The sequence below is a fragment of the Sphingobacterium sp. SGL-16 genome (assembly GCF_011043515.1).
Taxonomy (GTDB): Bacteria; Bacteroidota; Bacteroidia; order Sphingobacteriales; family Sphingobacteriaceae; genus Sphingobacterium; species Sphingobacterium litopenaei.
In genome coordinates this window covers 94,446-119,574 of the sequence record NZ_JAAKGQ010000004.1, presented here as the reverse complement: position 1 = coordinate 119,574, position 25,129 = coordinate 94,446, and the positions used below count along the sequence as shown (strand labels likewise).

General features: G+C 36.8%; 20 protein-coding genes. 7 read left to right on the top strand and 13 right to left on the bottom strand.

Going from position 1 to position 25,129, the window contains the following annotated elements:
• Window positions 1-2 precede the first annotated feature (2 nt).
• Window positions 3-401, top strand: coding sequence for a response regulator (locus tag G5B32_RS02910; protein ID WP_165290057.1), 399 nt, complete (start codon window positions 3-5; stop codon window positions 399-401).
• Here G5B32_RS02910 and G5B32_RS02905 read toward each other — a convergent pair.
• The 3 genes from G5B32_RS02905 to G5B32_RS02895 form a co-directional block, all read right to left on the bottom strand.
• Window positions 398-1,069 (bottom strand): copper homeostasis protein CutC, encoded by a 672-nt coding sequence (locus G5B32_RS02905; protein ID WP_165290056.1) that lies wholly within the window; start codon window positions 1,067-1,069, stop codon window positions 398-400. The genes G5B32_RS02910 and G5B32_RS02905 overlap by 4 nt on opposite strands.
• A complete protein-coding gene (locus tag G5B32_RS02900; protein ID WP_206366769.1) occupies window positions 1,062-2,060 on the bottom strand; it encodes an isoaspartyl peptidase/L-asparaginase family protein in 999 nt (332 codons plus the stop codon). The genes G5B32_RS02905 and G5B32_RS02900 overlap by 8 nt, the downstream gene beginning before the upstream one ends.
• Before the next feature lie 95 nt (window positions 2,061-2,155).
• On the bottom strand, window positions 2,156-3,931 hold the full coding sequence (locus tag G5B32_RS02895; RefSeq protein ID WP_165290055.1) for an aminopeptidase P family protein: 1,776 nt from the start codon (window positions 3,929-3,931) through the stop codon (window positions 2,156-2,158).
• Window positions 3,932-4,075: 144 nt separating this feature from the next.
• Here G5B32_RS02895 and dacB point away from each other — a divergent pair, with 144 nt between their 5' ends.
• From dacB to ruvA, 3 genes are all read left to right on the top strand, one after another.
• Window positions 4,076-5,497 (top strand): D-alanyl-D-alanine carboxypeptidase/D-alanyl-D-alanine-endopeptidase, encoded by a 1,422-nt coding sequence (gene dacB / locus G5B32_RS02890; RefSeq protein WP_165290054.1) that lies wholly within the window; start codon window positions 4,076-4,078, stop codon window positions 5,495-5,497.
• A 73-nt stretch (window positions 5,498-5,570) separates the two neighbouring features.
• On the top strand, window positions 5,571-7,844 hold the full coding sequence (locus G5B32_RS02885; RefSeq protein ID WP_165290053.1) for an NADP-dependent malic enzyme: 2,274 nt from the start codon (window positions 5,571-5,573) through the stop codon (window positions 7,842-7,844).
• Window positions 7,845-7,846: 2 nt separating this feature from the next.
• Window positions 7,847-8,431 carry a Holliday junction branch migration protein RuvA gene (gene ruvA, locus G5B32_RS02880; RefSeq protein ID WP_165290052.1) on the top strand — a complete coding sequence of 195 codons (585 nt, stop codon included), beginning with the start codon at window positions 7,847-7,849 and terminating at the stop codon, window positions 8,429-8,431.
• 57 nt (window positions 8,432-8,488) lie between these two features.
• On the opposite strand, the gene G5B32_RS17595 is transcribed toward ruvA, so the two are convergent.
• Together G5B32_RS17595 and G5B32_RS02870 are read right to left on the bottom strand one after the other, a co-directional pair.
• On the bottom strand, window positions 8,489-8,830 hold the full coding sequence (locus G5B32_RS17595; RefSeq protein WP_410528456.1) for an RICIN domain-containing protein: 342 nt from the start codon (window positions 8,828-8,830) through the stop codon (window positions 8,489-8,491).
• Entirely contained in the window at window positions 8,830-9,420 is a 591-nt protein-coding gene (locus tag G5B32_RS02870; RefSeq protein WP_165290051.1) for a hypothetical protein, read from the bottom strand. Before G5B32_RS02870 ends, G5B32_RS17595 begins: the two co-directional genes overlap by 1 nt.
• 307 nt (window positions 9,421-9,727) lie before the next feature.
• Here G5B32_RS02870 and sprA point away from each other — a divergent pair, with 307 nt between their 5' ends.
• The 3 genes from sprA (at window position 9,728) to G5B32_RS02855 (ending at window position 18,090) form a co-directional block, all read left to right on the top strand.
• The gene (gene sprA, locus G5B32_RS02865; RefSeq protein WP_317166076.1) at window positions 9,728-16,702 is read left to right on the top strand and encodes a cell surface protein SprA; all 6,975 of its coding nucleotides are present in this window, start codon (window positions 9,728-9,730) and stop codon (window positions 16,700-16,702) included.
• Window positions 16,703-16,768: 66 nt separating this feature from the next.
• Complete coding sequence (locus G5B32_RS02860; protein ID WP_165290049.1) at window positions 16,769-17,239, top strand: GAF domain-containing protein; 471 nt, start codon at window positions 16,769-16,771, stop codon at window positions 17,237-17,239.
• 35 nt (window positions 17,240-17,274) lie between these two features.
• Window positions 17,275-18,090: a hypothetical protein gene (locus G5B32_RS02855; protein WP_165290048.1), complete on the top strand. Its 816-nt coding sequence runs from the start codon at window positions 17,275-17,277 to the stop codon at window positions 18,088-18,090.
• Here the strand turns inward: G5B32_RS02855 and G5B32_RS02850 are convergent.
• From G5B32_RS02850 to G5B32_RS02815, 8 genes are all read right to left on the bottom strand, one after another.
• Window positions 18,087-18,986 carry a WD40 repeat domain-containing protein gene (locus tag G5B32_RS02850; protein ID WP_165290047.1) on the bottom strand — a complete coding sequence of 300 codons (900 nt, stop codon included), beginning with the start codon at window positions 18,984-18,986 and terminating at the stop codon, window positions 18,087-18,089. The two genes, G5B32_RS02855 and G5B32_RS02850, sit on opposite strands and share 4 nt — an antisense overlap.
• A 67-nt stretch (window positions 18,987-19,053) precedes the next feature.
• Window positions 19,054-19,638 carry a bifunctional phosphoribosyl-AMP cyclohydrolase/phosphoribosyl-ATP diphosphatase HisIE gene (gene hisIE / locus G5B32_RS02845; protein WP_165290046.1) on the bottom strand — a complete coding sequence of 195 codons (585 nt, stop codon included), beginning with the start codon at window positions 19,636-19,638 and terminating at the stop codon, window positions 19,054-19,056.
• 122 nt (window positions 19,639-19,760) lie between these two features.
• Window positions 19,761-20,513, bottom strand: coding sequence for an imidazole glycerol phosphate synthase subunit HisF (hisF, locus tag G5B32_RS02840; protein WP_165290045.1), 753 nt, complete (start codon window positions 20,511-20,513; stop codon window positions 19,761-19,763).
• Between the two features lies 1 nt (window position 20,514).
• A complete protein-coding gene (locus G5B32_RS02835) occupies window positions 20,515-21,267 on the bottom strand; it encodes a HisA/HisF-related TIM barrel protein (RefSeq protein ID WP_165290044.1) in 753 nt (250 codons plus the stop codon).
• Between the two features lie 18 nt (window positions 21,268-21,285).
• Window positions 21,286-21,876: an imidazole glycerol phosphate synthase subunit HisH gene (hisH, locus tag G5B32_RS02830; RefSeq protein WP_165290043.1), complete on the bottom strand. Its 591-nt coding sequence runs from the start codon at window positions 21,874-21,876 to the stop codon at window positions 21,286-21,288.
• A gap of 83 nt (window positions 21,877-21,959) precedes the next feature.
• Window positions 21,960-23,099 (bottom strand): bifunctional histidinol-phosphatase/imidazoleglycerol-phosphate dehydratase HisB, encoded by a 1,140-nt coding sequence (hisB, locus tag G5B32_RS02825; RefSeq protein ID WP_165290042.1) that lies wholly within the window; start codon window positions 23,097-23,099, stop codon window positions 21,960-21,962.
• Between the two features lie 6 nt (window positions 23,100-23,105).
• A complete protein-coding gene (hisC, locus tag G5B32_RS02820) occupies window positions 23,106-24,158 on the bottom strand; it encodes a histidinol-phosphate transaminase (protein ID WP_165290041.1) in 1,053 nt (350 codons plus the stop codon).
• A gap of 54 nt (window positions 24,159-24,212) precedes the next feature.
• Window positions 24,213-25,124 (bottom strand): ribonuclease Z, encoded by a 912-nt coding sequence (locus G5B32_RS02815; protein ID WP_165290040.1) that lies wholly within the window; start codon window positions 25,122-25,124, stop codon window positions 24,213-24,215.
• Window positions 25,125-25,129 lie beyond the last annotated feature (5 nt).

Genomic DNA, 25,129 nt, shown 5'->3' with positions numbered 1-25,129 from the left:
CAATGGCCGATTACAACGTAGTTCTCATTGATGATAATGCTATTTTTCGATTCATATTCGAAAACATGGTAAAGAATATTGAAAATATAACTATAGATTTTATAAGTTACGAAAATGCATTAGATGCATTAGGAGCTTTGACCGCGCCAAATCAAATGAATAGTAAAATGCCAGATTACATATTTGTAGATATTAATATGCCTTATATGTCAGGATGGGAAATGATGGACAAAATTCAGGAAGAAAGCTATCGGTTTATACTAACTTCTAAGATTTTCATTATTAGTTCTTCTCATCTGGAGTCGGATAAACAAAAAATAAATCAATATCCTTTTATTTTAGATTATGTTCAAAAACCTTTGAACAAGGAAAAATTAAAAGAACTATTAACAAACGCTTAAACTTTTATTGCGCCTTTAATTGCTTTTACTTCCATCCCTACTGCCGTATCACTTCCATCAGTGATAGCAGAAGAATGAAAATAAGAAGCTCCTGTTTCGTACAGAATATGCTGCACATAAGTAGAACGCAACCCACCACCAGGCATAATGGTGATTCTGTCATTAGCCAATTGTACCAGCTCCCGCAAATTACCCAGCCCTATATTCACATTTGGCTTACAACCTGATGTTAAAATAGTCTCAAAACCACAGAATATAACCTCTTCTAATGCTACTTTAAAATCTGGAACTTCATCAAAAGCCCTATGAAACGTACAAGAAAGTGGTGAAGCCAATTGTACCAATTCGCGATTTTGCGCAACATTAACCGTGTTGTCTTCGTTCAAAACACCAAACACCAATCCATCTACACCCATTTGTTTAATACGCAATATATCTGCTTTCATTTGTTCGAATTCAGCTTCTGAATACACGAAATTTCCGCCACGAGGACGAATCATAACATGAAGTTTATTTTTTAACTTATCACGTGCTTCTTTGATATCTTCATCCGAAGGAGTCGTCCCACCGACATCCATTCCCGCACACAATTCAACGCGATCTGCACCAAATTCTTGTGCTATCAATGCAGATTGTACATTAAAACTTGCTATTTCTAGTTTAGCCATTATTCTTCAAATACGATTTTCCCTTTATTAATTCATTTCCTTTTGCATCATACTTGGCATAATTAAATCCGCCATGTATGCAATACGCGCCATACTCTCCTTGTTTATTTAAAGCGATAAAGCCAACTTGTATATTATCTAAGGTTTTGCCTCTCTTTTGCGTAAACTTAATAATTCTTTGCACCGCTTCTTCACAAGCTTTTTGCGGAGAATTTCCTTGACGCATTAACTCTACAACCAAATGACTGCCCACAGTACGGATAACTTCTTCGCCATGCCCCGTAGCCGTCGCTGCGCCAATTTCATTATCTACATACAATCCCGCACCAATAATAGGCGAATCTCCTACTCGACCGTGCATTTTGTAAGCCATACCACTCGTAGTACATGCTCCCGAAAGGTTGCCCTTCGCATCCAATGCAATCATACCAATCGTATCGTGATTCTCAATATTGACTACAGGTTCATACTTTGCTGTTTTTAACCATTCTTTCCATTCTTTTTCAGATGGTTCGGTCAATAGATTTTCTTCCAAAAAACCTTGCGACTTGGCAAATTGCAAAGCACCTTCACCTACTAACATGACGTGTGGTGTTTTCTCCATAACCGCTCGTGCCACAGAAATAGGATGCTTTATATTTTTCAAAGCAGCTACAGAACCAATATTAGCATTTTCATCCATAATACAAGCATCCAAGGTGACTTTGCCATCACGATCCGGACGTCCTCCATATCCCACACTGCGCTCTTCCGGGTCTGCTTCTGTAAAACGCACACCTTGCTCTACTGCATCTAAAGCTCTGCCTCCCTGAGATAAAATTTTCCAAGCTTCTTCATTCGCTTTTAAACCGAAATCCCAGGTTGATAGGACTATCGGCTTATTCGATTTAGCTTTTGTGCCAAAAGAAAAAGCTTGTGATGCCGTCGTAAATAAGCCAACGCTAAGCGTGGAGAGTCCTATTTTTTTAATAAATAATCTTCTTGAATGCATAATATAGTATAGCCTTTATATTGATTAGCTAAATATATCAATTATAAGTCCATTTAAAAGAAAAAATGCTACTCGATTGAGTAGCATTTTTTCTTTTAAATGGCTTTTGTTTTATTTGCCAACCAACTTGCTTCTGCAGTTGTCAAATGAGGCGATAATTTATCAAAGACGAATTGGTTGTAATCATTTAACCAATCGATATGTTCCTGCCCTAATAAATCTTTATTTACTAAATCTGTATCGATATAACAGATAGTCAGCGTTTCAAAGTTCATAAAATCGCCAAAAATGCTGTTATCATGTTTTTTAGCCAAGACTAAGTTTTCAATACGAATACCGTGTTTTCCTTCTCGGTATAAGCCCGGTTCTATAGAAGTAATCATTCCTTCTTCAATAGCGATATCTGTCGGAGTAGGATTGAAAACATGAGGACCTTCGTGCACATTCAAGAAGAAACCAATACCATGTCCTGTTCCATGACCGTAATTACGTAAGGTAGCCCAAATGGGTCTACGTGTAATGGCATCTATTTGATACCCCTTAGAACCTACTGGAAAAATAGCTTGACTTCCTTCTATTGTTCCTTTCAACACAATTGTGTAATCATCTTTCTCCTCTTGCGTAATATTACCCAAAGAAATCACGCGCGTAATATCGGTTGTTCCTGTTTTGTATTGGCCACCAGAATCGACCAGCAATAAACCTTCTGGTTTCAATGTATAATTGCTTTGTTCCGTAGCATGGTAATGTGGCAAAGCTCCATGATCTAAATAACCTGCAATAGTGCTGAAACTTACATCCACAAATCCGTCTTGCTCTGCACGAAATCCCTGTAACTTCTCAGCAATTGATATTTCGGATAATTCCTCTTGACCAATAGCCTCTTCTAGCCATTTGAAAAATTTAGTCATCGCGACACCGTCATTAATCATTGTCTGACGGATATGATTAATCTCTACCTCATTCTTAATTGCCTTTAAGGAAGTAGAAGGATTGATTTTTTCAACAATCTTAACCGAAGATGGAATACTATCGTAAATAGCGAAACAAGTACGTTTTGGATCGATAACTATAGAAGCTGTATCAATATTCTTCACAAACTCTAATGCTGCTTCATAATCAGCAATTTCAACACCTTGGCTATTTAAGATAGCGATATCTTCAGGAGACAGCTTACCATCAGCAATAAAAAGTATAGCTTTATCTTGTGACAAGTACACAAAAGATAAGACCACTGGGTTACAAGGAACATCCTGTCCACGGATGTTTAGCAACCAAGCAACGTCATCCAACGAAGAAATGAAATGACTTTCTACTCTAGCTTTTGCTAAGATTTGACGAACAGCAGCCAATTTCGAAGTTGTTGATTGTCCCGTTGTGCTTTCATCCAAAAGAAAAGCTTTTACTTGCGGAAGTTCAGGTCTATCATTCCAAATTGCAGAAAGTAAATCTACATGTCCATTCACCTTAATTTGCAAAGGCTCTAGAATACTTTTGACGGTGTGAGCTACTAATAATGAGGCTAAGTTGCCATCAAAAGCGACCTGAGCACCTTCTTCTAATTGTTCACTTAACCAATCGGCATATTCAGCTGCCCCTTGTGTTTTTAATTTTACCAATTCAAACCCCGTACCCGCCAATTGCTCATTGGCTTGTACAAAATATCTTGCATCCGTCCATAATCCTGCAAAGTCCTGAGTAATAACTAAAGTACCTGCAGAACCTGTAAACCCAGAAACCCAAGCAATACATTTATACCTTTCTGGAAGATACTCACTTATATGCGGATCAGATGATGGAATGATATAAGCATCAATTCCTTGGCTTTTCATAGCCGCTCTGATCTGTGCTAATCTTTCTAAATGTGACATAGTTTTTGATATGTAAAAGTAATGCAAGTTAAACATTTATATTCCCATAATGGAAATCGAACACAAATGTGTGTACCTTTTTTACAAATACGGTACATAAGGGATAGTTTTGAAAAATGTATATTTGCTCATATACCCAATACTATGAAATTACAATCTATTTTACTAGCAAGCATCCTAAGTTTGGGCATTACGTGTACTACGCAAGCGCAAACAATCAAACAAAAGTTAGAACAGAGTTTTTCAACTTTTACGAAGCATCCTTCTCTTACAAACGGTATAGCGGCGTTGCATGTAATCAATAGCGAAACAGGGGAAACGCTTTTTGAAAAAAACACGACCGTAGGACTTCCAACAGCTTCGACCTTGAAAGTCATTACTTCTATTACGGCCTTAGATATTTTAGGAAAAGATTACACGTATAAAACGAAGCTGTATTATACTGGAGAAATTGATTCTGTCGGCATCTTGCATGGAGATATTGTAGTGCATGGTGAAGGAGATCCCACTTTAGGTAGTCATCGATATGCACACACCAAAGAAGATGTGATTTTAGCCAAATGGAAGAAAGCAATTATCGATGTTGGTATTACATCCGTTGATGGGCGTATTATAGCAGATGATAGTATGTACCAAGGCATAGATGTTCCAGGAGGGTGGATTTGGACAGATATGGGCAATTATTACGGTGCTGGTATTTCTTCGTTGAATTGGCGTGAAAATAGCAGCGGAATTAATTTTCAAGCGGGAAGAATTCAAGATGATGCCCCTATTTCGAATACCACATCGGATTTAAGTTATTTGAAACTGGTAAATCAAGTTAAAGTAGGCCGTCCCGGCTCAGGCGATAATGTATATGCTTATTCTGCACCATACAGTGAGAAAATTGTCATTAAAGGAACTTATGGTCAAAATTTGAAAAAAACAATTGAGATTTCTTTACCTGATCCAGCTTATGATTTAGCTTTTAATTTTCAAAAAGTTTTGGCAACGGATAGCATTGAAATCCTGCAAGGAATCACTACAGGCCAACGTATGGCTGAAGAAGGACAAAAAGTACCACAAGCTTCTAAAGAATTGGATACTCATGTATCGCCTCCTTTGCACGAAATAGTACATTGGTTCAATCAACGCAGTATCAACTTATATGGAGAAGCTTTATTAAGAAGCATTGCATTTATTAGCGGAGGCAAAACATCAACTTATGATGGCGCACAGTATGTAAAAAAATATTGGGAGCAAAAATTGAATCTCAAATCCAGTGAATTGGATATTGTGGATGGCTCCGGATTGTCTCCTCAAAACAATGTGACTACTAATGCTATGAACCAAATTATGCAATATGCACTCAAAAGACCTTGGTTTAGTGAATTCCAAAAAAGTCTGCCAACTTATAATGAAATGACCATGAAAAGTGGAACTATCAATGGAACTTTAGGCTATACTGGCTATCATACTGCTAAAGACGGCAAGAAATACACTTTTTCCTTATTAGTTTACAACTATGATGGTGGAGCTTCGCAAATGCGTCAACGCATGTTTACACTACTAAATACATTAAAATAATAGTGAATATTTTTCGTCCATATTAATATATAATAATACTTTTGTGGATTAAGTAGATTACAAAAAATAAATTATGAGCAATATTAACAGAAAAAAGGATGCCCTAAATTATCATGCAATGGGTCGTCCTGGGAAAATTGCAGTCGTTCCAACAAAACCGTACAACTCACAGAGAGACTTATCATTAGCGTATTCACCAGGTGTGGCAGAGCCTTGTTTGGCTATTGCAGCCAACCCCGAAGATGCATACAAATATACCACTAAGGGAAATCTTGTGGCAGTAATCAGTAATGGTACTGCTGTTTTAGGACTTGGGGATATCGGCGCACAAGCCGGAAAACCTGTAATGGAAGGAAAAGGTCTTTTATTTAAAATTTTTGCGGACATTGATGTTTTTGATATTGAATTAGACACAAAAAATGTGGATGAATTTGTCAATATCGTCAAAGCATTAGAACCGACTTTTGGTGGTATCAATTTAGAAGATATTAAAGCACCAGAATGTTTCGAGATTGAAAGACGTCTGAAAGCTGAAATGAATATTCCTGTTATGCACGATGACCAACATGGTACAGCTATTATTTCAGGTGCAGCATTGATAAACGCTTGTGAATTGCAAGGCAAAAATATCGCTGACGTGAAAATCGTTGTTAACGGTGCTGGTGCTGCGGCTATTTCCTGTACAGCGATGTACGTGGCAGTAGGCGCACGCAAAGAAAATATCGTCATGTTGGATAGTAAAGGTGTAATCCGAAAGGATAGAGAAAATCTTGATCCAACAAAAGCAGAATGGGCTACAGATAGAGATATTTATACTTTAGCGGATGCCGTAAACAATGCTGACGTATTTATAGGTTTATCCGCTGCGGATGTTCTGACACCTGAAATGTTGAAAACAATGGCACCAAAACCTATAGTATTAGCGATGGCTAATCCAAACCCAGAAATTGCGTATGATTTGGCCGTTGCGACTCGTGACGATATCATTATGGGTACAGGACGTTCAGATTATCCAAACCAAGTAAATAACGTATTAGGGTTCCCATACATCTTCCGTGGAGCATTAGATGTCCGTGCAACAGCTATCAACGAGGAAATGAAAATTGCTGCGGTGAAAGCCATAGCTGAATTAGCAAAAGAACCTGTTCCTGAAGAGGTAAATCAAGCGTACAACACTAGCAATTTACGTTTCGGCACGGACTACGTTATACCAAAACCTACAGACCCTCGCTTGATTACGGAAGTTTCTATGGCCGTTGCCAAGGCTGCTGTAGAATCAGGTGTAGCACGCAAAACCATTGAAAACTGGAATGTCTATAAAGATGAATTACGTAAACGTCTAGGAAAGGATGATGGTATTATGCGTCATCTTTCTGCAGTAGCAAAAAACAATCCTAAACGTGTGGTTTTTGCAGAAGCAGATAATTACAAAACTCTCCGTGCTGCTCAGATCGTGAAAGAAGAAGGCATCGCTATTCCTATTTTGTTGGGAAATAAAGAAAAAATCACTTCTTTGATTGAAGAATATGCCTTCGAATTAGACAACGTTACCATCATTGATCCACGTAAAGAAGTAGATAGTCCTCGTTTCAACGAATATGTGGAAAACCTGTATAAAAAACGTCAACGTCGTGGTTTATCCAAATTTGATGCTACACATCTTATCACAAACCGCAACTATTATGCAGCAAGTATGGTGGAATTTGGTGATGCGGACACATTGATTTCAGGTTTGACACGCAACTATGCTTCTACAATTAAACCAGCTTTACAAGTTATTGGTGCAAAACCGGGTAGTCGTATTGCTGGTATGTATATGATGTTGACTGAAAAAGGACCTTTATTCTTTGGTGATACTACCGTGAATGAAAACCCAACAGCTGAAGAGTTAGCAGATATTACGGTTTTAATTGAGAAAACGGTACGTCGTTTCAACGTGAAACCTCGTGTGGCCTTATTGTCGTATTCTAACTTTGGATCAAACGATGGCCCTACTTCAATCAAAACTCGTGAAGCGGTAAAATTATTACACCAAAATCATCCTGACTTAGTAGTAGATGGCGAGTTGCAAGCGAACTTTGCATTGAATAGTGAATTGTTGAAATCTAACTTCCCTTTCAGCACATTGAATGGACAAGCGGCGAATACACTTATTTTCCCGAATCTAGAATCAGGTAACATTGCTTATAAAATGTTGCAAGAAGTGGGTAATGCAGAAGCTGTCGGTCCTATTTTATTGGGAATGAACAAGCCAGTACACGTATTGCAATTAGACAGCTCGGTACGCGAAATTGTGAATATGGTAACAATCGCTGTTGTGGATGCGCAATCACACGAAAAACAATAAAAATGTACGATTATTTTAACGGTAAATTGGTATTCAAAGCCCCTACGCATGTTATTCTTGAAGTAGGAGGAATTGGATACCATATACATATTTCATTAACAACGTATTCGCTGATCAAAGATCAGGAGAACTCCAAGTTGTTTATTTCTTTTCAAGTAAGAGAAGATTCGCATACATTATATGGCTTTGCGACAGAAGGTGAACGTCATTTGTTTAACCATTTGATTTCCGTTTCTGGAATTGGTCCGAATACGGGGCGGATGATGCTTTCTTCGAGTACTCCGGAAGAGATACAATCTGCAATCGTTAATGGTCAGGTGGCTATGATCCAAAAAATCAAAGGTATTGGCCCCAAGACAGCACAACGTGTTATCCTGGAACTTCAGGATAAATTGAAAAAACAAGGTGATGATGCTTTATTGCCTTTACCAATTGCAAAACAATCTGTGCCAGAAGAAGCTTTAACAGCTTTAGTTATGCTTGGCTTTGCCAAAAATCAAGTCGAAAAAGTATTGGCTTCTATTGTTCAAACTAGCGAATCACTTTCCGTAGAACAAATTATCAAATTGGCTTTGAAAAAGCTATAAAATACAAAAGGGGGAAATTTTCCCCCTTTCTTTTCACACACCTGATACAAACTTAAATTATAGTTTGACTAATCTCCATTTTTGTGCATTACCCGTATTGGCATTATAAATTTGAATTTTAGTACCATCTGTAAAAGCTCCTTGGTTGACATCCAAATTGGAAGTTAATTTATGCGCTGGGCTTAACGTATAATACCCATTTCCTACATTGGTTATTTTCCATTTTTGTGCATTTGTACCGTTATCGCTATATATCTGTACTTGCGTACCATTGGCTGTTCCAGCATTCGAGACATCTAAACATTTTGTAGGAGCAACAAGAGGTTGAAGCTTATAAAAACCGTTTCCTACGCTGGTGATTTTCCATCTTTGGGCACTTGAGCCATTCGTAGCGGATATTAATTGATAGGTAGATCCTGATTCGATATCCGTAGTGGGCGTTGGATTGTAGTACCATTATCAAAACTTGTATTTTGTCCATAAAGAATATTTGAGGCACCCGATAAATAAGAAGCAATATTAGTAGAACGCAAATCATAATAAAGAAATACACCGTAGCCATCTGTTTTTGTTCTGTTGGCAAAACTTGTCAGTGTTGAACTAGAGGTGGAATTCACATCAATAGCAGCGGCACCTAACCTTGATTTATCCAGACCAGGAATATTTGGTGCCGAATAAGTACTATAATACGGATTCCAAGCATAATCTACTTTTGGGCCAACTGTTACCCCGTTAAAAGAAAGGCGAGAAGCTGATGGACCAATATTATAAAACGAAATGATTTTGTCTGGCATTAAATCCCTTAATGCGGTAACCAAATACACAAAAGAAGAAGAATTAGGTTGATCAGTACCATTTGCACCATAGTTAGCATATTCATTATCTAAGTCTACCCCATCCAAATCCTTCTGACAGCCTACTTGGATAATAGTGGCTAAAGCGACTCCAAAAATTGCAGTCCATCTTTGAATTGTGCCTCGAACTTTCATAACACATTAATTTGGTTTATAAACTAGATTTATTAAGATAATTTGGTTATCATAAAAAGAAATAAACATCAGTTCCATAATTTCCCATCATAAAACCCAACTAAAACGTTTTATCTGTTTAATCAAACTTAAACAAAAGTTTATTAAGAAACAAATTCTTTGTTAATTATTTTTCTTTAAAGAATATTTTAGATAATCATAAATTAACATAGAAAACTACTAAATCTATTATAACAGATCACTTTGTTATTCTTAAAAGAAATCGTATACTTATAAGTAATTAAAAAATCAATTGTAAAGTCCTTAATTGGCATTAGCCTTGGCGAATCGTAGATTCTATTTTCTTCTCTTATTAGTATGCTTGCTGTGCTTACAAAGCAAGGGGCAAACATTTTTGTCTTTAGGAGATACACTGCGCTATTCTTTACCGCTATCTAAAGTTCATATATTGCCAACCCCTTTTACCTTTTTCAAAAAATCCCAATCTCAAACTCCTTCATATCTAACATACAGTTACAATCCTAAGCATCAGCTTTTTCATATACAAAATAACGCACCATCCATTTTTAGTTACCCACAATACCTTAAACGTATGGAATATAATGCGTTAGCGACTAAAATAGCCATACAGAATTATTGGGCTAGTACCTCTGCCTCTCAAACAAAATCCGATACTTCCTCTGGATTTATCAAACCTATAACTATTAATAGTCCTGCTTTTGAGCGAATTTTTGGGGGCAATAAAATCGAAATCACGCCAAAAGGGAGTGTGGATATTTCATTGATGGCACAACGCAACAAAAATGATAATCCTCTACTCAACGAGCGTCATCGTAAATTATGGGGCTTAGATTTTGACCAAAATTTCAACCTCCATCTGAATGGAAAGATTGGCGAACGTGGAAACGTACTAGCAAATTTTAGTTCAGAAGCTGAATTTGACTTTGAGAATCAAATTAAATTCGATTACATCGGTAAGCCTGATGACATTTTACAAAGATTAGAAATTGGAAATGTAAATTTCATCACGCGCTCTCAATTAATGGGAAATGCAGAAGCACTTTTTGGAATCAAGACGCAATTGCAAGTAGGAAAAGTAAATTTTACGGGAGTACTCTCACAAAAACGTTCGGATAGCCATGAAATCATTATTTCAAACGGGAAAGCTAAGAGAGAATTAAATCTTTCATTAAGCAGATACGATGCAAATCAGCATTATTTTTTAGCCCAGTATTTTAGAGAAAATTACAACAAAAGCTTACAAACTGCACCTATAATTAATTCTCCTGTGCAAATTACAACCATAGAAGTTTGGATAAGTAATCGTACAAATAAAGTGGAAGGCGCAAGAGATATTGTAGCGTTTCTGGATTTGGCGGAGAAAAATCCGTTCAACAATAACATTATGGGGAATGCAAATGCTCTTTTCCCTAACTCTGTTTCGGGAAATCAAAGTGGAACGCCCTTAGCAAACAATCTAACCGAACTTCTAGGAGAAAATGGGCGATATTCAAACAGTTCTTTCTTATCCTCTTTTTTTGGTAATAATGGAGCTACAGATAACTATGCGAGACTTCAAACTGCGCAAAAACTCCTGGAAGGACAAGATTATATAGTCCATCGGCAATTAGGCTATATTTCTTTGAATTTTCCGTTGAATGAGGATCAGGTTTTAGCAGTAGCCTATCGTTTCACAGCGAATGGTAAAGAATATCAAGTTGGAGATTTATCAACAGATATTCCTTTTGATGCTGCGAATCCCAAAGCTTTATATACCAAACTACTAAAGAACGAAGTAGTGAAAACCAATCTTCCCATTTGGGATTTGATGATGAAAAATATTTATTCTTTGGGTGGAAACAACTTCAGCGAACAGGATATACAACTTCAGATTGTTCGTACCGAAACACAGAACAGCACTAAAAACCCACTTCTGCAAGAAGGAAATAGCACGGCAAACAAGTCTTGGCTAGAATTGACAGGATTGGACAAATTAAACAGCAACAATAATTCAGGTCCTGATGGAATATTAGATTTTATTTCAGGAATCACAATAGATAATATACGAGGAAAACTCATATTTCCATCGATAGAACCCTTTGGCAAGGACTTAGAGGATCAATTTTTAGCTTCAGAACAAGCATTAAAACAAAAATATTCCTTTCCAGAATTATATTTACAGACTCAAGCAGATGCCGTACAACTATTTCCAAACAAAGACCGCTATAGTCTTAGAGGTTCAATTCAATCGAACAGTAGTGCAGAATATCAGTTAGGAATTTTTGATATAAGTCCTAATTCCGTCAAGGTATATGCAGGAGGCTTACAGCTACAAGAAAACTCGGATTATGCATTAGACTATGAATCTGGTACTTTGCGCATTTTAAATGAGGCTCTTCTATTAAGCAGTGGTGATTTGCGCGTAAAAATAGAAGACAATGGTATTTTTGGGTCGCAGCAAAAAACTTTTATAGGAGCACGTTTAGAATACAATGTCCATGATAAACTGGCATTGGGAACAACTTTTATGCGATTGAGCGAAAGACCTTATTCCGAAAAAGTACAGATTGGTGCAGAATCTATTGCCAATATGATGATGGGTGCAGATATACATTATGCTACGAGTTCAAAATGGTTAACACGCATTTTGGATAAATTACCTTTTTACAAGACCAATGAAGAATCAACAATTAGTTTGTATGGAGAAATCGCGCATTCCAAACCTGGATATGCCAAAGCGTTGAACGCTGGAAATGAGCGCAAAGGAATAGCCTATTTAGATGATTTTGAGAATAATTTTAGCTTTATAAACATTAAAAATCAACAAGGCTGGCAAATTTCGGCTACTCCCCAATTATTTCAAGAACATGTATTAAGCAATGATTTAGCTTATGGATACAACAGAGCTCATTTAGCTTTTTATAATATCGATCCTATTTTCTATCAATCTTCCTCCTTAAATCCCAATGTGGATGTACAGTTTTTGACAGATCATCGTACGCGTCGCGTCACCGAACAGGAAGTTTTTCCATTCAAGGAAATCAAGACTGGTATAGATGCTTTTCTTCCTACTCTGGATTTGGCTTATTACCCCATGTTGCGTGGTCCTTATAATTATAGTACTTATCTCCTTGATGCAGAAGGAAAATTACTTCAACCGCGTACCCGATGGGCTGGTATATTCAAAAAACTTGAACAAACTGATTTTGAAACCCACAATATTGAATATCTGGATATTTGGATGATGGACCCGACGTTGACTAATCCAAATAAAGACGGAGGTGATTTGTACATCAACTTAGGCAACTTGTCGGAAGATATTCTCAAAGATGGAAGAAAATCGTTAGAAAATGCAATCCCAGCTCATGGAGACAAAACAGGTCTTGATAAAACGGTGTGGGGATATGCAGCACGTTTGCAACCTATCAACTCAGTTTTTGAAAATACGGATGCAAGCAGAAAAACCCAAGATGTAGGTCTCGATGGACTATCCAACGAAGAAGAAGTCCAATTTCATCGTGATTTTTTGAATCAGATGCGAAGTCTTTTAAGCCCACAGGCTTTCGAGAAATTAGCAAAAGATCCTTCGAGTGATGATTATACCTATTATCGTGGCAATCATTTTGATCGAAGCCAGGGTATTTTAGCGCGTTATCAACATATTAACGGCACAGAAGGCAATTCCAAAACGCAAAACCAATCTGTAGAAGCTTATGGCGTAGAAAATGCAGCGCGTACCCTCCTACCTGATGCGGAAGACATCAGTCGTGACAATACGATGAACGAACCCGACAATTATTACGAATATAAAATCTCCTTACGTCCTCAAGATATGTATATAGGAAATAATTATATCGTGGATGAACAAACTTCCCAAACTATTGTCTTAAACAAAAAAATGGATGTAAAATGGTACAAACTAAGAATTCCCATTCGAGATTTTGAAAAGAAATACGGAAATATCAATGATTTTAAATCCATCCGATTTGTGCGGCTTTTTCTCACCAACTTTACCGATACGGCTATAATACGTCTTGCACAAATGCAGTTTGTAAGAAGTGATTGGCGACAATACAATCTTGAAAATACTCCCCAAAGAGTTATCGCTGACCCAAACCTAGGGCTCAATCCTCCTGCTGACCACTCCAAAATAGAAGTTGCACATGTCAATATTGAAGAAAACGGAAAAAGAACACCTATTCCCTATGTGTTACCTCCAACCATTAATCGACAAGTGGATTACAGCAACAACAATTTGGATGTGCAGTTGAACGAACAGTCACTTAGCTTAACCATTAAAAATCTAAAAGATGGCTATGGGCGGGCAACTTTCAAAAATGCTTCTTACGACCTTAGACCTTATGGCAATATAGAATTTTTCGTCCATGCTGAAGGTGAAACTTTACGCGATGACGAGGCCTTCACTTTTATTCGACTGGGCACGGACGACCAACATCATTACTATCAATACGAAGCTCCGCTAAAAGTAACACCAGCTGGAAGCTCCGCTCCGCAAGTTATTTGGCCTTCAGAAAACAATATTATTGTTAATTTAAATAGCCTTCTTGATGCCAAAATGGCTCGAGATAATGCCTTTAAAGATGGAATTCCTTGGCCATTGGATGTTCCTTATGAGTATAATGACGGAGTGAATACAATTACTATCAAAGGCGTACCAGATTTGTCCAAAATTCGTTTTTATATGTTGGGCATTAAAAATCCACTAAAGTCTAAAAACTCTGCTAATCCATTAGACGATGGAAGAGAAATTTCAGGTGAATTTTGGTTCAATGAATTACGGGTAACAGATTTTGAAGATAAAAGTCGTTGGGCTGCAACGGGGCAGTTGCACGTGAAACTAGCCGATTTAGGTAATATTTCCGTATCGGGAACCAAAATGTCGTCAGGCTTCGGGGATATTTCTCAACGCATTTCCGAACAAGATAGAACTGAACGTATTTCCATGGACTTTATGGCGAATGCAGAATTGGGGAAATTCATTCATCCGAAACATGCGATTTCGATTCCGCTCTATTTCAACTTTTCTAAACAAATCGGCACACCAGAATACAACCCATTTCAAGGGGATATTTTACTTAGCAAAAGTTTGGAGAGCCTTTCTGAAAGCAGTAAAGACTCTTTATTACGACGTATTCAAGATTATACACAACGTAAGCATTTTAGTATCATAAATGCAAGAAAGGTTTCTCATCTCGCAGAGAAAACTTTAAAACCATGGAATGTCGAGAATTTTTCGCTTTCCTATTTGTACAATGAATACGCTCATCGTGATTTGTACACCGAATCTAAATTGCAAAAAACCTATAAAGGCTCCTTGGATTATACGTTTAATAATCCCAACAGCACATTTAAAGAACCTTTTAAAAAGAGCAAATTATTCCAATCCTTCAATTATAATTTAATGCCTGCATTGTTGAGTTTTCGAATGGATGTGAATAGAATTTATCATGAAAACACTTTTCGGGACAATGCGAATAACAACGTCTTGCCGACATATTATAACAAAAACTTCAACACCTACCGTATTTATGGTATCAGTTGGGATCTGACCAAATCATTGCGACTGGATTTTAATGCGACGAATTATGCCATTATTGATGAGCCACATGGCCGATTAGACGGAGCGCGCAAAGATACACTTTGGAACAATTTCTGGCGTTTGGGACGAAATATGGATTACAACCATATGCTCAACTTCACTTACACATTGCCAATTCATAAAATTCCTTACCTACAATGGATAAATATCACCACACGGTATGGTACGCAATTCAACTGGCAAAGTGAGCCTTTGAATCTATTGAAAAATGAAAACATCAATTTTGGCAACAGCATCCAAAACAATAGAACCATACAAGTCAATCCATCTCTCAACTTCAACACCCTCTATAGTAAATTCAGATTTTATAGAGATTATACAAAGCCAACAGACCATAGCTTTACATCGTTTCTGGTGAGGATACTCACCGGAATTCGAACTATCAATGCAGCTTATACCAAAATTGAAGGAACTTATTTGCCTGGTTATCTTCCGAATTCCAATATACTAGGTTACAGCTTCCAGCAGAATGCGCCAGGACTAGATTTTATTTTGGGTTCGCAAGTGGATATTTTACGAAGAGCTAAAGACAATCAATGGTTGACTACTGACACGTTACAAAATGGAATATTTACGAAATCATATTCGGAAAATCTATCCGCTATAGCACATACCGAACCTATAAAAGGGTTAAGGATAGATATTACATTTTCGCGTATTTCAAACAGAAATAGTACTCTGCCTTTTCAGTCATTCGATACACAGAACTTTTACGAAACAGGCAGTTATTCCGTCTCGCAAGTAGCTTTCAAAACATCCTTCAAAAATACAGCGATCTTATTTCAAGATTTTGAAAACAATAAATTGACAGTCTCCGAATTATTAGGTACCTACAACCCTAATTCAACGGGTCGAGATGCACAATATTTTTGGGATGGATATAATGAAAATCAACAGGATGTCATTCTTAATGCTTTCTTAAAAACGTATTTGCATAAGGATTTTGTCCTGGATAAAACTAACAAACCAACATTTCCTTTGCAAAATTGGCGAATAAACTATTCGGCTTTAGCTCAACTATTAGGCATTGAAGATATCATTCGTTCTATCAATTTGAATCACCATTACCAATCGCAATACAGTATATCGAATTATTACACGAATCTGCAATATAATCGGGAAGAAAATTTTCCTTATGTGCGAGACAGAAATAATAATTTTATTCCAGCACAACAATACAGCCAAGTGACCTTGACCAACCGCTTCCTGCCTTTGATTGGTGTGGATATGCGTTTTGATAATAATATGAGTATCACGACGGAATACCGCAAATCTAGAGACATCGCGCTGAGCTTAGAAAACAGCCAACTTTCTATGTTGGAAGAAAAATCCTATATCGCTGGACTGGGCTATAGAAAATTAAATACCCGCTTGCCTTTTGGTCTTTTTGCACACCGCAATTGGAAAAACGACATAAACCTCCGAATGGATTTTGCATTGAACGACAGAAAAGTCTTGATGTATCGTACAGGAGTTGATTATGACGAAGTAACTGGTGGAAACAAAAATATCACGTTCAATCCTTCTATTGATTATACCATCAACAGGTTTTACAATGTACGTTTATTTTACAATTCCAACGCTGTGCGCCCTTATACTTCCCAAACTTTTGCCACTTCTTATACGTATTTTGGCTTCACGTTCAAATTATTATTCCAATAATTACGCACAAATTATTTTCTACTACTAAGCTTAGTGTATATTTGTTGCTACTTATAAAAAACATGTATGGCGGAAGACTTAAAAATCATTTCAGGAGATAGAGAAGAACAATACAAAAGTTTAGTACCTCAAATCAAAGCATTATTAACTGGAGAAACGGATTTGATTGCTAATCTTGCAAATATTGCCGCAGCACTAAAAGAGCAGTTTAACTTCTTTTGGGTAGGATTTTATTTAGTGAAGGAAAATGAATTAGTGTTAGGTCCATTTCAAGGGCCTGTTGCTTGTACTCGTATTGCTTACAACAGAGGAGTATGTGGCACTTCATGGGCACAAGAAGAAACACTAATTGTTCCAAATGTAGAGGAATTTCCAGGACATATTGCGTGCAGTTCGCTTTCTAAATCTGAAATAGTTATTCCTTTTTATCTAGGTGAAAATTTAATGGGGGTATTGGATGTGGATAGTGAGTTATTAAATTATTTTGATAAAATAGACGAAAAATATCTTAAAGAAATATTAAATTTACTAAGCTAACTAACTATTGACAGAATAGACGATTATTTACCTAAATGAAAAGTGCGAAACAAATAGCTTTTCTAAACTTATTATTTATTGTTATTAATTGCTTTTGGATTATAATAATAGATGATAAGAAAGTATATGGATTATCCATTTATGAAACCTTTTCGACGAATTGGTCCTACCTTACTCCGCATATTTCGACTTTCAACATTTGGAAGGTGATTACTATTGGCTTGGTTCTGACAGCTGTTTTCTATTGTATTTTATTAAAAAGAGAAAGTGAAGAAGATGCTCCCTTAGCACAACAAATCGAAAAGTCTGGAAATTGGATGATAATAAACCAATTATTCTTGGGTATGAGTATGGTATTTAAAGTGAATAATTATTTGTTAATCGCGTATTTATGCAGTTTAGTGACATATTATTCGCTCGTGAAATTAAATATGATATTCAGAATACGAGATGTTGATAATCCTACGTATATACATATTTTCACCAGAACTTCATTGGGCTTGTATAGCGGATGGTTTGTTTATTTATTAGGATTTAATGGAATCCCCACTTTAAATAAAATTTTAAGATTACCAGCCGACCACGACATCCTATTCTATCTTGCGCTAATTTTTATCCTAACCAGTTTTGGTTTTATTTGGTATAAAGCCATGCTTTGTAAACTACCAGCTATTTTGGTTGGATATACTACAGGTATTTTAGGATCTTATTATTACAATATGCAAAGCGAAACCTCCAACCTTAATCATACCATGATGCGATATACTTTTGTCCTGATATTATTTTGGTCAATTTTTACTGTGGTCTACTTAATCTATAAAAAACGAAAATTCTATTTAATGCAAGATTAGAAAGTAAGTTTCCACACCTTTACCAACTTATCGTCTCCAGCAGTACATAAAAGTTGTAACGAACTATTATATACAGCAGAATTAATGGATAAATGATGAGAATCTATACCTCTATCTCTAGAAATATTTTTCTGCAATTTAAATTCAGTATCCCAAACTTTGATAGTCTTATCACGACTTACTGTAGCAAAAATTGATTCACCTAACGGAATTATTCCATATACTGTAAACATATGCGGCGTCACTTCGGCTACTTTTGATAAATCAGTAACAGAAGTCTTATACATCTTGGCATCACGACCTCCTGAAATCAAGAAACCATCTACAAAAGCTAAACTTGTTACGGATTGCGTATGAATTGGAGCAGAATTAATTTTATGATAATCACGAGTATCAAATAAATGAATATAGCCATTCTTATCACCTACCGCTAGAGTCTGATTCTTTTCATCCAAAGCTAAACTACGAACTGTTGTATTTGATACTTTGAATGAATACAATAATTCAAAATTATCTAAATTCCACACGTAAGCTTTTCCATATTCATCGATTGCTAGCAACTCATTTTTGGTAAGAATAGCTTTAACTACAAAAGCCGCGCCTTTTTCAACTGCTAATTTCGCAACTAATTCAGGTTCAGATTTCCGAATAACCAAGATACCACCTGTTCGTAAAGTTGCGACTAACAAATCTTTCTCTGGAATAAAACATAAGTTATAAACAGAAGATGGTACTGTACACAAAACACGTTTGAACTTCATAGTATTCAAATCCCATTCAACAATTCCCTTATCATTACCTGCTGAATACAACAAACCATTTTGCTCATCAACAGCCAATGTATAAATAGGATTCTGATGTCCAATCAACGTGTTTTCTAATGTAACTTCTACCATATATATAAAATAAAAAGTGCCGTACGAAGATACGGCACTTTTATAAGAATATCATCTTAAGAATGTCTTACTGATGTCTACTTTCTAAATTTTTAGCGACAGTCTCTAACGAAAGACCTTTTGCACGTAATAATACAATTAAGTGAAACAGCAAATCTGACGCTTCATTAATCAAATCAGTTTCTGTTTCAGCTAAAGCAGCAATAACAGTCTCCACACCTTCTTCCCCTACTTTCTGTGCGATCTTATTAAGACCTTTTTTGCGTAAGCGATTTACATAAGAATCTTCCGAAGGAAATTCAAAACGATTGTTCACAATACGTTCTAATTCCAACAAAAAGTTTTGATTATATTCTGTATTAAAACAACTGCGTGAACCGGTATGACAAGTAGGACCTACAGGCTCTGCTTTGATTAAAATAGTGTCTTGGTCACAGTCGATATGATAGCTTTTTACCAATAAAAAGTTACCACTCTCCTCACCTTTTGTCCACAATCTATTCTTCGTTCTGGAGAAATATGTAACTTTCTTTTCTTGTTGTGTCTTTTGCCAAGCCTCTTCATTCATATAGCCTAACATCAACACTTCTAATGTTTGAAAATCTTGGACAATTACTGGAACTAGTCCATTTCCTTTTTCAAAATCTATCATAGCTTTCTTTATTTTGCTGCCCTATATCTAAAAGGACTAAATCTATATCAACGTCATTTCGATAAGGAGAAATCTGTTATTAGATATCTCACTACACTTCGTTTCATTCGAAATAACGAATATTACCTAACAACAATACCGTTTTTACGTAATGTTTCTTTCAAGTCTGGAATCAATATCTCACCGTAGTGGAATACTGAAGCCGCCAAAGCAGCATCCACATTCGCTTGTTGGAATGTATCCACAAAATGTTGTTGATTTCCAGCACCACCTGAAGCAATCAATGGAATGTTAATCGTATCATTGATTTTCTTTAACAAACCATTATCAAAACCATTCTTAGTACCATCATGGTCCATCGAAGTCAATAAGATTTCGCCTGCACCACGACTCTCGGCTTCTTTAATCCAATTTTCTGTTTCGATGTCTGTTTTATCACGACCTCCGCGTAGGTGCACATAATTTTTCCCATCTACCAAGCGTGTATCCACCGCAACAACTACGAATTGTGTTCCGAAAGCTTTTGCCAAATCATCAATCAATTGCGGATTGCGAACTGCAGCCGAATTAATCGAAATTTTATCCGCACCACTATTTAACAAGATTTCAGCATCACGCATTTCGTTGATACCGCCACCAATTGTAAAAGGAATATTAACCTGACGAGCTACTGCTTTGACCAAGTCAATAGTAGTTTTACGCTTTTCGTGTGTCGCTGTAATATCCAAAAACACCAATTCATCAGCGCCTTGTTCCGAATATTGCCAAGCCAACTCCACTGGATCCCCCGCATCACGCAAGTCGACGAAGTTCACGCCTTTTACGGTACGGCCATCTTTGACATCCAAACAAAGAATGATACGTTTTGCTAGCATCTTAGAATTTAATTAATGCTTTCAAATTCCAATCTTTAATCTCTTCAATCGTGATTTTGTTTTCGTAAATCGCTTTACCAACCACTACTGATTCGATGCGCCCCAAATCGTTCAATTCTTCGATATCTTTCATCGAAGAAATACCTCCTGAAGCGATTAATTTGATAATTGGCGAGTGATCTAACAATTTTTTGTACAGCTCAACACCAGCGCCACCTAATTTTCCGTCTTTAGAAATATCAGTACACAAGAAACGGAAGAATCCTAATGCCAAACATTTATCAATATACTCAACCAATTTGATTGGTGAACTTTCTAGCCAACCTGAATATTTAATAACCTCATCTAATACATCAATCGCAATAACGATGTGATCTGCGTATTTGACAGGACCTTGATTTAAGGTTGCTAATTCTTCCAAGAAAGAAGGATTAGTAATCGCTTGCGTACCCACGATAACACGGTAAACACCTGCATCTACCAATTCTTTTACTTTCTCGATACTGCGTACACCACCACCATATTGTACCTTCATATCCGTTTTTTGGATAATTTCAAAAAGGTATTCTTGGTTGGAGAAATCGCCTTTAGCACCGTTCAAATCAATAATATGTACCATTTCAGTACCATTAGCATAGTAATTTTTGATTTGTTCTTCTAAAGAGATATCGTAAGTCGTCACGTCTTGGTAATTTCCTTCTCTAAGACGTACTACCTTCTTGTCTAAAACATCAATCGCTGGAATGATATACATAGTAATATTTTTATTTAATTAAAATTTAGAAAAATTTAATAACAACTGCTCGCCAAACTTACCCGATTTCTCTGGGTGAAATTGTACGCCATAAAAGTTATTTTTTTGAAATGCTGCCGCAAAATCCAAATCATACGAACATGTTGCCGCAACAGTCGATTCTTCGCGCTCTATAAAATAAGAGTGAACAAAGTAAAAGTAGCTATTATCTGGAATATCCGTAAAAAGTGGACTGTTGTTTTCTTCGCGAACACTGTTCCAACCCATATGCGGAACTTTAGCTCCTATACGTTTGTCAAAGTGTAACGTTTTAACAGGGAAAATGTTCAGCATATCTGCATTCCCTTCTTCCGAGAAAGAAGTCATCAGCTGCATGCCCACACAAATACCCAATACAGGTTTTTGTAATGCCAAAATGGTATCCACCAAGCCTGTATCCTGCAACTTTTTCATTGCAGCACCAGCATGTCCCACACCTGGAATAATAATGTGGCTATATTTTTCGAAGTCTTCTTGGGTATTAATCATTCCATGCTCTACTTGGATTCTATCCAACGCCGCCGTCAATGAAAATATATTCCCTGCTCCGTAATTTACAATTCCAATCATATTTATGAAGTAGTGAGTATTGCGTATTGCGTATCAAGACTAAATTGGCTAAGTACGCAATTCTCAGTACTCAATTCTCAATACTATAAAACTCCCTTCGTACTTGGCAACTGCATATTGTCTGCGTCGCGGCGTACAGCTTTTTTGATTGACTTCGCAAAAGCTTTGAAAATCGCTTCTATCTTGTGGTGCTCGTTATCGCCTTCTGCTTTGATATTCAAATTTGATTTCGAAGCATCAGAGAATGATTTGAAGAAATGGAAAAACATTTCTGTCGGCATATCTCCGATTTTTTCACGTTTGAATTCCGCATCCCACACAATCCAGTTACGTCCACCGAAGTCTAAAGCTACCTGCGCTAGACAATCGTCCATTGGCAAGGTATAAGAATAACGTTCAATTCCACGTTTATCGCCTAAAACTTTCAAAAAGATTTCACCTAAAGCGATACCTGTATCTTCGATCGTATGATGCTCATCAATATGCAAATCACCTTTCGCTTTCACAGTTAGGTCAATAGCACCGTGACGTGCGATTTGGTCCAACATATGGTCGAAGAAAGGTAAACCTGTATCGATATCCGCTTTTCCCGAGCCATCCAAATTCAACTTGATATAAATATCAGTCTCATTTGTTTTGCGGTGGTGCTCGCCAGTACGTGTTCCTAATTTTAAGAATTCGTAAATCGCTTTCCAGTCCGAAGTTTCTAAAGCTATAAACTCCTCCGAAAATTCAACTCCTTCATGCTTACCCAACTCATCATTATTACGCAACCAGATAGCTTTAGCGTCTAAATTTTGAGCTAATTTCACATCATTTACGCGGTCACCGATGACGAATGATTCGGCCAAGTTATATTTTGTAGCATCAAAATATTCACCTAACATACCAATTCCTGGCTTACGTGTAGGTGCATTTTCATGCGGGAAAGTACGGTCAATATGTTCTTTGGCAAAAGTTACACCTTCACCAGCTAATGTTTCAATAATAAAATGATGTACTGGCCAAAAGTTCGCTTCAGGATGTGAGTCTGTACCCAAACCATCTTGATTCGACACCAATACTATTTCAAAATCCAGCTCCTTCGCAATACGCGGAAGATACTGCAATGCGCCTGGATAAAACTTCAATTTTGCAAAAGAATCTATTTGTTGGTCTTCGGGCTCTAAGATTAAAGTGCCATCACGGTCAATAAATAAAACTCTTTTAATCAAATCTGCCATGGTTAGTTATATATAAAATTGCTTGATAGCCTCTATTAATTTAACATTTTCGTCCGCTGTACCTACAGTGATTCGTAGACATCCTTCACACAACTCCACTTTCGAACGATCACGTACAATAATTCCTTTATTTACTAAGAAGTTATACAATTCACGTGGTTCTACCAATTTAGCCAAGATAAAGTTCGCATCAGAAGGTGTGATGTGGTGGATTTGCTCAATTGTTGCCAACGCTTCAACCAATTTTTCACGTTCTGCAACCGTATCTTTAATCCAAGTATTTACTTGTTCTACATTTCCCAAAGCTTCCAATACTAAGTCTTGTGTAGCTTGGTTGATATTATAAGGAGGTTTTATCTTATTAAATACAGCAATTATTTCTTTGCTGGCGAAAGCCATACCCAAACGTAATGCCGCTAATCCCCAAGCTTTTGACAAAGTCTGAAGAATAACCAAATTCGGAAATTCGTTCAATTCTTGTGTGAACGAACGTTGTTTTGAGAAATTGATATACGCTTCATCAATCACCACGATTCCGTCAAAATTCGTCAATACCGTTTCTATATCTTGGCGACGAATGCTATTTCCTGTTGGGTTATTTGGTGAACAGATGAAAATCAATTTTGTATTCGCATCAATTGCTGCCGCAATACCATCCAAATTCAACTGATAGTCTGGAGAAAGATTTACTTTACGAATCTCGACATCATTGATATTCGCAGAAACCTCATACATACCGTAAGTCGGCGGAACCAAAATCACATTGTCCACTCCTGGCTTACAAAAAGCTCTGTACAAAATATCAATAGCCTCATCGCTACCATTTCCTAAGAAAATATTGTCTGCTGGTACGCCTTTGATAGAAGAAAGTTTGCTTTTAACTTGATGCTGCAATGGGTCTGGATAGCGGTTGTAATGATGCGATAATGGTGAACCAAATGAATTTTCATTCGCATCCAACAATACCGACGCTTCTCCTTTGAACTCATCACGAGCGGAAGAATATGGGACCAATTTCTTGATGTTGTCCCGTAAAAGATTTTCTAAGTTAAAAGACATAATAAGAGCCTGTTAAAATTTTGGCGTAAAGATGGTGAAAAATCCACAAAAACGCTAGACATTATACCATTTTCCTTCTGAACTCAACTCTGTATTGACAAATTCTAATTTTGCCTCCTCAAGTAATGGAGTTAGTTCGCGGTAGCGGGCGGAGTAATGCCCAAGCAATAATTTTTTAGCTCCCACTTGTTTAGCGATTAGTGCAGCTTCTAAACAGGTGCTATGAAACGTTTCTATTGCACGTGGTAACATATCATGCATAAAAGTACTTTCATGATACAGTAAATCCACATTTTGAATGCTAGAAACATACGATTCGAATGCTCTTGTATCCGAACAGAATGCATAGCTGCGTGGTGCAGGTGCTGGTTTAGTTAATTCAGAAGCCTTATATACTGTTCCATCCAAATCCACACAGTCAATTCCTTTTTTTAACTGCTGAAAGAAAACAGTAGGCATATTGAGATGCTGGATTTTCTCACGGATCAACGAAGCGCTTCTTTGCGCCTCATCAAATCGGAATCCTGTGGTAGGAACTCGATGTTTCAAAGGAAATGAAGTAACACAAATCGTATTATTCTGAAAAATCAATTCTTCTTTTTCAGGATTAGTCGCATGAAAAATAAGATTGTATTGTAAGTATGTTTCCGAATGCTTCAGCTGAAGATTAATAATATCAATCAATGGCGCTGGACCATATAAATGAAGATCACTATAGCGACCGTGTAAGTTCATTGATGACAACAAACCTACTAATCCCAAATAGTGATCTCCATGTAAGTGACTGATGAAAATATGCGATATTTTATTGCTTTTTACACCATAACGGTGTAATTGCATTTGCGTACCCTCACCACAATCTATTAAGAATATCTGTTCATTGAAATTTATTATTTGGGCGGTTGGATGGCGTTCAAACATAGGTGTAGCCGAACTGTTCCCCAAAATCAAAACTTCAAATCTCATAAAAT